The organism is Shewanella aestuarii (assembly GCF_011765625.1).
Classification (GTDB): domain Bacteria; phylum Pseudomonadota; class Gammaproteobacteria; order Enterobacterales; family Shewanellaceae; genus Shewanella; species Shewanella aestuarii_A.
Genome location: NZ_CP050313.1, coordinates 145510 through 158719, shown reverse-complemented (window position 1 = coordinate 158719; position 13210 = coordinate 145510). Strand labels below are relative to the sequence as shown.

The following is a 13210-nucleotide window of genomic DNA, read 5'->3' as shown; positions in this document are numbered from 1 at the left end:
TCCTATTTACCACGAGGCTTACGCTTAGGTTGCTGCTTTGGCTCTTCAAGCGCTGGAATGATACCGTCAAGAACTTCACCTTTGAAGATCCAAACTTTGATACCAATCACACCATATTGAGTGTGACTTTCTGCAGTTGAATAGTCGATATCAGCACGTAGAGTGTGTAAAGGTACACGACCTTCACGGTACCACTCAGCGCGTGCGATTTCTGCACCACCTAAACGGCCGCTCACTTGAACTTTGATACCTTGAGCACCAATACGCATTGCGTTTTGTACTGCGCGCTTCATAGCGCGACGGAACATAACACGACGTTCTAATTGCTGTGCAATAGAGTCAGCAACTAGCTTAGCGTCTAATTCAGGTTTACGGATTTCAGCGATGTTGATTTGAGCAGTTGTGCCTGTAATTTTAGACACGTGTGCACGTAATACTTCAACGTCTTCACCTTTCTTACCAATCACAATACCTGGACGGGCAGTGTGAATAGTAACGCGGATGCTTTTCGCTGGGCGTTCAATAACAATCTTAGATACTGATGCGGCCTTTAACTTTTCAGTTAAATATTGACGCACTTCCCAGTCGCTGTTCAGATTATTTGCATAGTCTGACTTATCTGCGTACCAGGTAGAGATCCAAGGCTTCGTGATACCCAGACGGATACCATTAGGATGTACTTTCTGTCCCATTGCTCTCTTCTCCTAGCGATCTGATACAACCACAGTGATGTGGCTGGTACGCTTCATGATACGATCAGCGCGGCCTTTAGCACGTGGCATGATACGCTTCATAGTTGGGCCTTCATCTACGAAGACAGCTCCAACTTTTAGCTCATCAATGTCAGCGCCTTCGTTGTGTTCGGCGTTTGCGATAGCTGAGTCAAGTACTTTTTTAACTAGTACGGCGGCTTTCTTTGGGCTGAAGGTCAAAATTTCGAGTGCCTTAGAAACAGGCAAACCACGAATTTGATCAGCAACTAGACGGGCCTTTTGCGCAGACGTACGAGCAAAACGATGTTTAGCTAAAACTTCCATCTTATTCCTCCCGTATTAACGCTTCTTCGCTTTCTTATCAGCAGCATGGCCGCGATAAGTGCGAGTTGGTGAAAATTCACCAAGCTTGTGGCCGATCATTTCGTCAGTTACGAACACAGGTACGTGCTGACGACCATTATGGACAGCGATGGTCAACCCAATCATATTAGGGATGATCATTGAGCGACGAGACCAAGTCTTAATTGGCTTTTTATCTCCCGCTTCCATCGCTTTCTCTACCTTCTTCAGCAAGTGCAGGTCAATGAAGGGACCTTTCTTGAGAGAACGTGGCATGGCGAATCCTCTTACTATTTATTACGACGACGTACGATGTACTTGTCAGTGCGCTTGTTACTACGAGTTTTGTAACCCTTAGTTGGCACACCCCATGGACTCACTGGATGACGTCCACCAGAAGTACGGCCTTCACCACCACCATGTGGATGGTCTACTGGGTTCATTGCAACACCACGAACTGTAGGGCGAATGCCTCTCCAGCGCTTTGCACCTGCTTTACCTAACTGGCGTAGCATATGTTCGGCATTACCAACTTCACCAAATGTCGCGCGGCAATCAACTGGAACTTTACGCATTTCGCCAGAACGAAGACGTAGAGTTGCATATTCACCATCACGAGCAACAACTTGTACATAAGCACCAGCTGAACGAGCAATCTGAGCACCTTTACCAGGCTTCATTTCTACTGCGTGAACAACTGAACCGACAGGTATATTGCGTAACGCTTTAGCGTTACCAGTCTTGATCTCTGCATCGTTACCAGATTGGATTGCGTCACCAGCTTGCATACCTTTGGCAGCAAGAATATAACGACGTTCACCATCTGCATATAATACTAATGCAATGTGAGCTGTACGGTTTGGATCGTACTCAAGACGCTCAACTTTACCAGGAATACCATCTTTATTACGTTTGAAGTCAATAATACGGTAGTGCTGCTTATGTCCGCCACCTACGTGACGTACAGTGATACGGCCAGTGTTGTTACGGCCACCACTTTTAGATTTTTTCGCCAACAGGCCAGCAAAAGGTTTACCCTTGTGCAGATCCGTATTCACCACTTTAACAACGTGGCGACGACCTGGAGAGGTTGGCTTACACTTAATAACTGCCATGATAATTCTCCTTTGCTTACTCAGCGCCGCCGACGAAATCGATGTCAGCACCTGCAGCTAGAGTTACGTAAGCTTTTTTCCAATCGCTACGGCGGCCTGAACGGGCACCAGTACGCTTGGTTTTGCCTTTGTTAACTAAAGTGCGAACTGAATCTACTTCAACTTCAAATAGCTTCGCTACTGCAGCTTTGATCTCTGCTTTAGTCGCATCGATTGCTACGCGGAAAACTACAGTGTTGTTCTTCTCAGCTACGATAGTACTCTTTTCAGAGATATGCGGAGCTAGAATAACTTTTAGCAAACGTTCTTCGCGGATCATGCTAGCATCTCCTCGATTTGCTTCACTGCATCAGCAGTAACAAGAACAGTGTTGAACGCAATTAGACTTACTGGGTCAAGACCCGCAACGTCACGTACGTCAACTTTGTATAAGTTGCGAGCTGCTAAGAATAAATTCTCATCAACTTCTGCAGTAACAATTAGAACGTCTTCTAAGTTCATTGCTTTTAATTTAGCTTTTAGCTCTTTAGTTTTAGGAGCTTCAACACCAAATGATTCAACAACGATTAAACGCTCTTGACGTACCAATTCAGAAAGAATGCTCTTAAGAGCACCACGGTACATCTTTTTGTTAACTTTTTGGCTGTGATCTTGAGTTTTAGCAGCGAATGTTACGCCACCTCCACGCCAGATTGGGCCTTTAACACTACCGGCACGAGCACGGCCAGTGCCTTTCTGGCGCCATGGCTTTTTGCCAGAGCCAGTTACTTCCGCACGAGTCTTTTGAGCACGAGTGCCCTGACGCGCGTTTGCAGCGTAAGCTACAACTACCTGATGAACCAGTGCCTCGTTAAAGTCACGGCCGAAGGTAGTTTCGGAAACTTCAAGAGCGCTTTGCGCGTCTTTCAATACCAATTCCATTACTATCTCCTCAGACCTTAAGCTTTAACAGCTGGCTTGATAATCAGGTCACCATTGGTAGCGCCTGGAACTGCGCCGCGTACTAATAACAAGTTACGCTCTGCATCAACACGTACAACGTGTAGATTTTGAGTTGTTACTTGTTCAGCACCCATATGGCCTGACATTTTCTTGCCTTTGAAAACACGACCAGGCGTTTGGTTCTGACCAATAGAACCATTCGCGCGGTGTGCTAATGAGTTACCGTGAGTCGCATCTTGAGTAGCGAAGTTCCAGCGCTTAATACCGCCTTGGAAACCCTTACCTTTTGATTGACCAGTAACGTCTACTTTCGCCACATCTGCGAAAATATCAACATTTAGCTCAGCACCAACTTCAATACCTTCGCCTTCACCGTCAGCTAAACGCATTTCCCATAAACCACGACCGGCTTCTACGCCGCCCTTGGCAAAATGACCTGCTTCTGCTTTAGTGATGCGATTGGCTTTTTTGGTACCTGTAGTGACTTGAAGTGCACGGTAACCGTCAGTTTCTAAAGTTTTCACTTGAGTAACACGGTTGCCAGCGATTTCAATCACGGTTACAGGGATTGACTGACCATCTTCAGTGAAGATGCGAGTCATACCCACTTTACGACCAATAAGACCGATAGCCATCTCTCAAACCTCTTCTAAGGATCTCAATTAACCTAAGCTAATCTGAACGTCGACACCAGCCGCAAGATCTAAACGCATTAATGCGTCTACAGTCTTTTCTGTTGGCTCTACGATGTCAACTAAACGCTTGTGAGTACGGATTTCGTACTGATCACGTGCATCTTTATTAACGTGCGGAGAGATCAAAACGGTATAACGCTCTTTGCGAGTCGGCAGTGGAATAGGACCACGTACCTGCGCGCCTGTACGCTTAGCAGTTTCAACGATTTCCGCTGTAGACTGATCAATCAAACGATGATCAAAGCCTTTTAAGCGGATACGGATTCTTTGGTTCTGCATTGACCAGAGCTCCTAAAATGGACACATAAAAAATCACCCTCTAGCTACTTCCTTACTGGAAAAGCAGAGTGAGATGATTTAACCGTTCGACTCCCAATCGGAGTCGCTATTAATATGAAAAATCTAATCGATCTTTCTTTGTTCACACCACACTAGTGCGGCGAGACGGGCAATTATACAGATCTAAAACTGTAGATCAAGCCCATTGTGCGATAAGTCTACAAATAAATCTATCCACAACTTGGTGACGCGCATTTTACACATAAAAATTCAAATTGCTACTAAATTTTTATGAATAAAAAAGGAAGCCGAAGCTTCCTTTTAATTAGTGTGAACTAAAGTCGCTATTAAGCGATGATTTTAGCTACAACACCAGCACCAACTGTACGGCCACCTTCACGGATTGCGAAGCGTAAACCTTCGTCCATCGCGATTGGGTAGATTAGAGTAACAACCATCTTAATGTTGTCACCAGGCATTACCATTTCTACGCCTTCTGGTAGCTCGATAGTACCTGTTACGTCAGTTGTACGGAAATAGAACTGTGGACGGTAACCTTTGAAGAATGGAGTGTGACGACCACCTTCTTCTTTTGATAACACGTATACTTCTGATTCAAAAGTTGTATGTGGAGTGATTGTTCCTGGCTTAGCTAGTACTTGACCACGTTCTACGTCATCACGCTTAGTACCACGTAATAACACACCACAGTTCTCACCTGCACGACCTTCGTCAAGCAGTTTACGGAACATTTCTACACCAGTACAAGTTGTCTTAGTGGTTTCTTTTACACCAACAATTTCAACTTCATCTGATACGCGGATGATACCACGCTCAACACGACCTGTTACCACTGTACCACGACCTGAAATCGAGAATACGTCTTCGATTGGTAGTAGGAATGGCTTATCGATATCACGCTCTGGCTCTGGAATATAAGTATCAAGCGCTTCTGCTAACTCAAGTACTTTTGCTTCCCATGCTGCATCGCCTTCTAACGCTTTTAATGCAGAACCTTGGATTACTGGTAAGTCATCACCTGGGAAGTCATACTCTGAAAGAAGTTCACGAACTTCCATTTCTACTAATTCTAGTAACTCTTCGTCATCTACCATGTCACACTTGTTCATGAATACGATGATGAAAGGTACACCAACCTGACGTGAAAGCAGGATGTGCTCACGTGTTTGAGGCATTGGACCGTCAGTTGCAGCTACTACTAAGATTGCGCCATCCATCTGTGCAGCACCAGTGATCATGTTTTTAACATAATCCGCGTGACCTGGACAGTCTACGTGTGCGTAGTGACGAGTTGGTGTGTCATACTCGATGTGAGAAGTATTAATAGTAATACCGCGCTCACGCTCTTCTGGAGCGTTATCGATTTGTGCAAAGTTTTTAACTTCACCACCATAAGTCTTAGATAAAACAGCAGAGATAGCTGCAGTTAAAGTTGTTTTACCATGGTCAACGTGACCGATGGTGCCTACGTTTACGTGAGGCTTACTACGTTCAAATTTAGCTTTTGCCACGATATATTCCTTTCTTTTCAGAAGTGCTCGTTTAATTCGAGCAATATAACATTTATGTCGTAACCAATATTAGTTACGAGATTCAATAATCGCTTTTGCAATGTTTTGTGGTGCATCAGAGTACTTCAAGAACTGCATAGAGTATGAAGCACGACCCTGAGATGCAGAGCGCAAATCAGTTGCATAACCAAACATTTCAGATAGAGGTACTACAGCGTGAACGAGTTTAACACCAGCGATGCCATCGTCCATACCTTCAATTATGCCACGTCGACGGTTTAAGTCACCAACAACGTCGCCCATATAATCTTCAGGTGTAGTAACTTCTACTTTCATACAAGGTTCGAGTAACACAGGGCTTGCTTCTAACGCGCCCTTTTTGAAGCCCATTGAACCCGCAATTTTAAACGCCATCTCATTCGAGTCCACATCATGATATGAACCATCAAACAAAGTGACCTTAACGTCAAGCACAGGGAAGCCAGCTAATACACCGTTCTTCATCTGTTCTTGAATACCTTTATCAACGGCAGGGATAAATTCGCGAGGAATTACACCACCTACAATTTCATTGACAAACTCGTAACCTTTGCCTTCTTCGAGTGGTTCAATTTTGAGCCAAACATGACCAAATTGTCCACGACCACCTGATTGGCGAACGAACTTACCTTCCACCTCTACTGATGAGCGAATTGTTTCACGATAAGCAACCTGAGGTTTACCTACGTTACATTCTACACTGAACTCGCGACGCATACGGTCAACGATGATGTCTAAGTGTAGTTCACCCATTCCAGATATCAGCGTTTGAGCAGACTCTTCATCAGTTTCGACCCTAAAAGATGGATCTTCTGCTGCTAACTTCTGCAGCGCAATCCCCATTTTATCTTGATCGGCCTTTGAACGAGGCTCAACGGCAATGGTAATTACTGGTTCAGGGAACTCCATGCGTTCAAGAATCACTTTGTGATCATTATCGCAAAGAGTATCACCTGTTGTTACGTCTTTTAAACCAATAAGCGCAGCAATATCACCAGCGCGAACTTCTTTTAGTTCTGTGCGATCGTTTGCGTGCATTTGCACCATACGACCAATACGCTCACGTTTCTGTTTTACAGAATTGTAAACTCCAGCACCTGATTGAAGTACGCCAGAATACACACGCACAAAGGTCAATGTACCAACAAATGGATCAGTCGCAATCTTAAATGCCAATGCCGCAAATGGTGCATTATCATCAGATAAGCGTTCAACTTCAGCTTCGTTCTCATCAATACCTTTAATTGCAGGTACGTCGATAGGCGCAGGTAAAAAGTCAACCACAGCATCTAACACCGCCTGCACACCTTTGTTCTTGAATGCAGAACCACAGGTAGCAAGGACGATTTCATTATTGATAGTACGCTGACGCAGCGCTTGCTTGATTTCTGTTTCTGTCAATTCACCTTCTTCAAGGTATTTATCCATTAACTCTTCAGAGGCTTCAGCTGCTGCTTCCACTAGATACTCATGCATCTCAGCTGCTTTAGCAGCAAGATTTGCGGGAATTTCTTCATAAGTGAAAGTAGTACCCTGATCTTCTTCAGACCAGTTAATTGCTTTCATCTTAATTAAATCAATAACGCCTTTGAATGTTTCTTCTGCACCAATATTCAATTGAATCGGCACACAAGTTGCACCAAGGCGGTTACGGATTTGGTTAACAACACGATCGAAATCAGCGCCAGCACGGTCCATTTTATTAACAAATACCAAGCGTGGAACGCGGTATTTATCAGCTTGACGCCATACAGTTTCTGATTGAGGTTCTACGCCAGATGAGCCACAGAAAACAACTACTGCACCATCTAAAACACGTAATGAACGCTCTACTTCAATAGTGAAGTCAACGTGACCTGGGGTATCGATGATATTTATACGGTGTTCAGTGAACTGGGCATCCATACCACGCCAGAAAGTAGTAACAGCAGCAGAGGTAATAGTAATACCACGCTCTTGCTCTTGTACCATCCAGTCCGTTGTGGCGGCGCCGTCATGGACTTCACCAATTTTATGAGACAGACCGGTATAGAACAGAACGCGTTCTGTTGTGGTAGTTTTACCTGCATCCACATGAGCACAAATACCGATATTACGATAACGCTCAATTGGGGTTGTACGAGCCACGATTATACCCTCACAACTAAAGCAACTTTTGCTTTAGACAATATCAACAATATGGAGCGGGCTATTGCCCGCTCCATCATATTACCAACGGTAATGAGCAAAGGCTTTGTTAGCTTCAGCCATGCGATGCACGTCTTCACGCTTCTTAACAGCAGTACCTTTGTTTTCAGATGCATCTAGCATTTCACCTGCTAGACGTAGAGCCATAGATTTTTCACCACGCTTGCGAGCAGCTTCAACTAACCAGCGCATCGCTAGTGCGTTACGACGCACTGGACGAACTTCACATGGTACTTGATAAGTTGAACCACCAACACGACGAGATTTAACCTCGACTGAAGGGCGAACGTTATCAAGAGCTGCTTCAAGGATTGCCAAATGTTCTTCGCTTTTCTTTTCAGCGACAACATCTAGTGCCTTGTAGATAATTTTTTCTGCAGTCGACTTTTTGCCGTCCTGCATAATGACGTTGATGAACTTAGCCAACAACTCACTGTGAAACTTTGGATCTGGTAGGATTTTACGTTGTCCTACAACGCGACGTCTTGGCATATCAATTCTCCGTATGCTTCAGGTATTTCCAAAACTGGAATGTCAAATAAATACTAGCTTGGCCTTACTTTTAACGGGATACGTTAAGACTTAGGACGCTTAGCACCGTACTTAGAACGGCCTTGGCGACGTGTAGTCACGCCAGCACAGTCTAATGCGCCACGAACAGTGTGGTAACGCACACCAGGTAAGTCTTTAACACGACCACCACGGATTAGAATTACGCTATGCTCTTGCAAGTTATGGCCTTCACCACCGATGTACGAAGTTACTTCGAAACCGTTAGTTAGACGCACACGAGCTACTTTACGTAGTGCAGAGTTAGGTTTTTTAGGTGTAGTAGTGTACACACGAGTACAAACACCACGTTTTTGTGGGCACGCATTCAACGCAGGCACATTAGTCTTTTCGACTTTTGGCGCACGTGGCTTACGTACCAACTGGTTTACAGTTGCCATGTATAGCTCCGACAGTTGAATAACTCAACAATTAGGTGTGAAAAATCTATATCCCACAATGGTGGGACGCGGAATTTTAGAAAGGTAATGGCTGCCTGTCAAGAAATAGCCAACTTTTGATCGAAATTCGAATAAAAAAGGCGCCAAAGGCGCCTTTTTTTAACATTACTGCAACTTAATCTTGGCTACCAGCCAAATTTAACAAGTCTGCTAGGTTTTGTTCCGCTTCGCTAGCGGTTACCACTGAAGTCTCAACTTGAGCAGCGCCTTTACCTTTAGCACGCTCTTCGTTGCGAGATTTGTGATACGCATAACCAGTACCAGCTGGGATCAAACGACCTACGATTACGTTTTCTTTAAGACCACGTAATGGATCGCTCTTACCGCCAACAGCAGCCTCAGTAAGTACACGTGTTGTTTCTTGGAAAGAAGCAGCAGAGATGAATGATTCGGTAGCTAAAGAAGCTTTAGTAATACCTAATAATTCACGCTCAAACAATGCAGGCATTTTGCCTTGCGCTTCAAGTTCGCGGTTAGCGATCTTAACGCGTGCAACTTCTACCTGTTCGCCTTCTAAGAATTCACTGTCACCAGCGGCTGTAATGACACATTTACGTAGCATTTGACGGATGATCACTTCGATATGCTTATCGTTGATCTTTACACCCTGTAGACGGTATACATCTTGAACTTCGTTCACGATGTAATTGGCTACATGGTGGATACCGCGAAGACGTAGAATGTCATGCGCAGCTTCTGGACCGTCAGCAATAACTTCACCGCGTTCAACTTTTTCACCTTCGAACACGTTTAAGTTACGCCACTTAGGGATCATCTCTTCATAGTGATCGCCACCATCAGCTGGTGTAATCACTAGGCGACGTTTACCCTTAGTTTCTTTACCGAACGAAATCGTACCAGAAATTTCTGCAAGAATTGCAGGCTCTTTTGGTTTACGCGCTTCGAACAAGTCAGCAACTCGTGGAAGACCACCGGTGATGTCACGTGTTTTAGACGATTCTTGTGGAATACGTGCTAATGCGTCACCAACGTTAATTTTAGCGTTATCGTCTTTAGAAACAATCGCATTACCCGGTAAGAAGTATTGAGCCGGTACATCAGTACCTGGGATCATTAAGTCATTACCGTTAGCATCTACTAAGCGAATAGCAGGACGCATTTCTTTACCAGCTGATGTACGTGCACCTACGTCAAGTACAACAACAGAAGAAAGACCTGTTAATTCGTCTGTTTGACGTGTCATGGTAACACCGTCAATCATGTCAACAAACTTAACGCTACCCGCAACTTCAGAAATAATTGGGTGAGTATGTGGATCCCAGTTAGCGATGATTTCGCCAGCTGCAACTTCACTGTCTTCCAATTTTTCTAACACAGTACCATAAGGTACCTTGTAGCGTTCTTTCTCACGCCCTAGCTCATCAATGATGGCAATTTCAGAAGAACGAGAAACAATAACCAGCTTACCGTCGGTATTTGAAACATGTTTCGCATTGTGTAGTTTTAAAGAACCCGCGTTCTTAACTTGAACGTTGTTCTCTGCTGACGCACGAGACGCCGCACCACCAATGTGGAAAGTACGCATGGTAAGCTGTGTACCTGGCTCACCAATTGATTGTGCCGCAACAACACCAATCGCTTCACCATGGTTGATAATATGACCACGTGCAAGATCACGACCATAACATGCCGCACAAACACCAAAGTCAGTATCGCAGGTAATTACGCTACGAACGATAACCTCATCAACACTGTGCTCTTCTAACGTGTCACACCATGCTTCATCTAATAAAGTATTACGTGGTGCTAAGATTTCATCAGAGCCTGGCTTGATAACATCAACAGCAACAACACGACCTAATACGCGTTCACGTAACGGCTCAACAACATCACCACCTTCAATTAGCGGCTTCATTGTTAAACCATGCTCAACGCCACAGTCGTCTTCAACAACTACTAAGTCTTGGGCAACATCAACAAGTCGACGTGTTAGGTAACCAGAGTTAGCTGTCTTCAATGCTGTATCGGCAAGACCTTTACGCGCACCGTGAGTTGAAATAAAGTACTGAAGTACGTTTAGACCTTCACGGAAGTTCGCGACAATCGGTGTTTCGATGATCGAGCCATCTGGCTTAGCCATCAGACCACGCATACCCGCTAACTGACGGATCTGAGCAGCACTACCACGAGCGCCCGAGTCGGCCATCATATAGATGCTGTTAAACGATGCTTGTTTCTCAGGAACACCATCACGGTTAATCACTGTCTCAGTAGACAGGTTTTCCATCATAGCTTTAGAAACTTTTTCGTTTGCTGATGCCCAGATATCGATAACCTTGTTGTAACGCTCACCAGCAGTAACAAGACCAGATTGGAATTGCTCTTGAATTTCAAGCACTTCAGCTTCAGCGTCAGCCACTAAGGTGTATTTCTCGTCCGGAATAACCATGTCATCGATACCTACAGAGGCACCAGAAATGGTTGCAAAACGGAAACCGGCATACATTAATTGGTCAGCAAAAATTACAGTGTCTTTAAGACCTAGTTGGCGATAACAGGTATTGAGTAACTTAGAAATCTGCTTCTTACCCATGTTTTGGTTAACCAAATCATATGATAAGCCTTCTGGCAGAATCAAAGATAACAATGCACGGCCGACTGTAGTGTCTACAATACGTGTAGTTTTGGCTTTGTCACCATTGTCAGCAATATGCGTTTCTGTAATACGAACTTTTACACGAGCATGTAATTCAGCAGCACCAGTAGCATAAGCTTTTTCTACTTCAGCAACTGAAGCAAAAGCCATGCCTTCACCTTTACCGTTAATGCATTCACGGCTGGTGTAGTACAAACCTAATACAACGTCCTGAGACGGAGTAATAACTGGCTCACCGTTAGCAGGTGACAAAATGTTGTTGGTAGACATCATTAGCGCACGAGCTTCTAACTGAGCCTCTAGCGTTAATGGTACGTGTACCGCCATTTGGTCACCGTCGAAGTCAGCGTTGTACGCAGCACATACTAACGGATGCAATTGAATTGCTTTACCTTCAATTAGAACTGGCTCAAATGCTTGAATACCTAGTCTATGAAGTGTTGGTGCACGGTTAAGCATGACCGGATGCTCACGAATTACTTCGTCTAACACATCCCATACTTCAGCCTGTTCACGCTCAACCATTTTCTTAGCTGCTTTGATCGTAGTCGCTAAACCACGGCCTTCTAACTTGCCATAAATGAATGGTTTGAATAGCTCAAGTGCCATCTTCTTAGGAAGACCACACTGATGCAAACGCAACGTAGGACCTACGGTAATTACCGAACGACCTGAGTAATCAACACGCTTACCAAGTAAGTTCTGACGGAAACGACCTTGCTTACCTTTGATCATATCAGCCAAAGACTTAAGTGGACGCTTGTTAGAACCAGTGATAGCACGACCACGACGACCGTTATCTAATAATGCATCAACAGATTCTTGTAACATACGCTTTTCGTTACGTACGATAATATCTGGTGCAGCAAGGTCTAATAGACGCTTCAAACGGTTGTTACGGTTGATCACGCGACGATATAGATCGTTAAGATCCGATGTCGCGAAACGACCACCATCTAACGGCACTAATGGACGTAGATCAGGTGGCAGAACCGGTAATACTTTTAAGATCATCCACTCTGGCTTGTTGCCAGATGAGAAGAATGCTTCCATCAATTTCAGGCGCTTAGTCACTTTCTTACGACGCGTTTCTGAATTGATTGATGGTAGCTCTTCGCGCATTTGCTCAATTTGTTGCTCAAGATCGATAGCACGTAGCAATTCTAAAACTGCCTCAGCACCCATCTTAGCTTCAAACTCATCACCGTACTCTTCTAACGCATCTAAATACGTTTCTTCAGTAAGCATTTGGCCGCGCTCAAGCGTGGTCATGCCAGGCTCGATAACAACAAATGATTCAAAGTACAATACGCGCTCAATATCACGTAAAGTCATATCAAGCATTAAGCCGATACGAGACGGAAGTGATTTTAAGAACCAAATGTGGGCAACTGGGCTAGCCAGTTCAATGTGACCCATGCGCTCACGACGCACTTTAGTCTGGGTAACTTCTACGCCACACTTTTCACAAATAACACCACGGTGCTTAAGACGTTTGTATTTACCACACAAACATTCGTAATCTTTTACTGGACCAAAGATACGCGCACAGAACAAACCTTCACGCTCAGGCTTGAATGTACGGTAGTTAATGGTTTCTGGCTTTTTAACTTCACCAAAAGACCAAGAACGGATTAGGTCAGGCGATGCCAAACCAATTTTAATACCGTTAAATTCTTCAGTCTTGCTTTGCTGTTTAAGAAACTTTAATAAGTCTTTCACGTTTCTCTCCTGAAGGA

General features: G+C 44.4%; 13 protein-coding genes. All 13 read right to left on the bottom strand.

Features of this window, described 5'->3' with window-relative positions; genetic code table 11:
* Positions 1 to 2 precede the first annotated feature (2 nt).
* Positions 3 to 692, bottom strand: coding sequence for a 30S ribosomal protein S3 (gene rpsC / locus HBH39_RS00780; RefSeq protein WP_167674695.1), 690 nt, complete (start codon positions 690 to 692; stop codon positions 3 to 5).
* Positions 693 to 704: 12 nt separating this feature from the next.
* Positions 705 to 1037, bottom strand: a complete 333-nt coding sequence (gene rplV, locus HBH39_RS00775) for a 50S ribosomal protein L22 (protein WP_160056441.1) — start codon at positions 1035 to 1037, stop codon at positions 705 to 707.
* Positions 1038 to 1052: 15 nt separating this feature from the next.
* Positions 1053 to 1331, bottom strand: coding sequence for a 30S ribosomal protein S19 (gene rpsS / locus HBH39_RS00770; protein ID WP_006083596.1), 279 nt, complete (start codon positions 1329 to 1331; stop codon positions 1053 to 1055).
* A 14-nt stretch (positions 1332 to 1345) separates the two neighbouring features.
* Positions 1346 to 2170: a 50S ribosomal protein L2 gene (gene rplB / locus HBH39_RS00765; RefSeq protein ID WP_167674693.1), complete on the bottom strand. Its 825-nt coding sequence runs from the start codon at positions 2168 to 2170 to the stop codon at positions 1346 to 1348.
* A 16-nt stretch (positions 2171 to 2186) separates the two neighbouring features.
* Positions 2187 to 2489: a 50S ribosomal protein L23 gene (gene rplW, locus HBH39_RS00760; RefSeq protein ID WP_167674691.1), complete on the bottom strand. Its 303-nt coding sequence runs from the start codon at positions 2487 to 2489 to the stop codon at positions 2187 to 2189.
* Positions 2486 to 3091, bottom strand: a complete 606-nt coding sequence (gene rplD, locus HBH39_RS00755) for a 50S ribosomal protein L4 (RefSeq protein WP_167674689.1) — start codon at positions 3089 to 3091, stop codon at positions 2486 to 2488. Before rplD ends, rplW begins: the two co-directional genes overlap by 4 nt.
* A gap of 17 nt (positions 3092 to 3108) precedes the next feature.
* Positions 3109 to 3747 carry a 50S ribosomal protein L3 gene (gene rplC, locus HBH39_RS00750; RefSeq protein WP_167674687.1) on the bottom strand — a complete coding sequence of 213 codons (639 nt, stop codon included), beginning with the start codon at positions 3745 to 3747 and terminating at the stop codon, positions 3109 to 3111.
* A 27-nt stretch (positions 3748 to 3774) separates the two neighbouring features.
* Positions 3775 to 4086, bottom strand: coding sequence for a 30S ribosomal protein S10 (gene rpsJ, locus HBH39_RS00745; RefSeq protein ID WP_011635639.1), 312 nt, complete (start codon positions 4084 to 4086; stop codon positions 3775 to 3777).
* Positions 4087 to 4433: 347 nt separating this feature from the next.
* A complete protein-coding gene (gene tuf / locus HBH39_RS00740) occupies positions 4434 to 5618 on the bottom strand; it encodes an elongation factor Tu (protein WP_167674670.1) in 1185 nt (394 codons plus the stop codon).
* A 69-nt stretch (positions 5619 to 5687) separates the two neighbouring features.
* On the bottom strand, positions 5688 to 7784 hold the full coding sequence (fusA, locus tag HBH39_RS00735; RefSeq protein ID WP_167674685.1) for an elongation factor G: 2097 nt from the start codon (positions 7782 to 7784) through the stop codon (positions 5688 to 5690).
* Between the two features lie 81 nt (positions 7785 to 7865).
* Positions 7866 to 8336: a 30S ribosomal protein S7 gene (rpsG, locus tag HBH39_RS00730; protein ID WP_028764731.1), complete on the bottom strand. Its 471-nt coding sequence runs from the start codon at positions 8334 to 8336 to the stop codon at positions 7866 to 7868.
* Between the two features lie 83 nt (positions 8337 to 8419).
* Positions 8420 to 8794, bottom strand: coding sequence for a 30S ribosomal protein S12 (gene rpsL / locus HBH39_RS00725; RefSeq protein ID WP_025823559.1), 375 nt, complete (start codon positions 8792 to 8794; stop codon positions 8420 to 8422).
* A 175-nt stretch (positions 8795 to 8969) separates the two neighbouring features.
* Positions 8970 to 13193 carry a DNA-directed RNA polymerase subunit beta' gene (rpoC, locus tag HBH39_RS00720; RefSeq protein ID WP_167674683.1) on the bottom strand — a complete coding sequence of 1408 codons (4224 nt, stop codon included), beginning with the start codon at positions 13191 to 13193 and terminating at the stop codon, positions 8970 to 8972.
* Between the last annotated feature and the right edge of the window lie 17 nt (positions 13194 to 13210).

Coding starts and splice junctions, on each gene's coding strand:
- rplC (WP_167674687.1), bottom strand. CDS start 3,747: ATGGCTATCGGTCTTATTGGTCGTAAAGTGGGTATGACTCGCATCTTC.
- rpsS (WP_006083596.1), bottom strand. CDS start 1,331: ATGCCACGTTCTCTCAAGAAAGGTCCCTTCATTGACCTGCACTTGCTG.
- rplB (WP_167674693.1), bottom strand. CDS start 2,170: ATGGCAGTTATTAAGTGTAAGCCAACCTCTCCAGGTCGTCGCCACGTT.
- rpsL (WP_025823559.1), bottom strand. CDS start 8,794: ATGGCAACTGTAAACCAGTTGGTACGTAAGCCACGTGCGCCAAAAGTC.
- rplD (WP_167674689.1), bottom strand. CDS start 3,091: ATGGAATTGGTATTGAAAGACGCGCAAAGCGCTCTTGAAGTTTCCGAA.
- rpsC (WP_167674695.1), bottom strand. CDS start 692: ATGGGACAGAAAGTACATCCTAATGGTATCCGTCTGGGTATCACGAAG.
- rplW (WP_167674691.1), bottom strand. CDS start 2,489: ATGATCCGCGAAGAACGTTTGCTAAAAGTTATTCTAGCTCCGCATATC.
- rpsJ (WP_011635639.1), bottom strand. CDS start 4,086: ATGCAGAACCAAAGAATCCGTATCCGCTTAAAAGGCTTTGATCATCGT.
- rplV (WP_160056441.1), bottom strand. CDS start 1,037: ATGGAAGTTTTAGCTAAACATCGTTTTGCTCGTACGTCTGCGCAAAAG.
- rpsG (WP_028764731.1), bottom strand. CDS start 8,336: ATGCCAAGACGTCGCGTTGTAGGACAACGTAAAATCCTACCAGATCCA.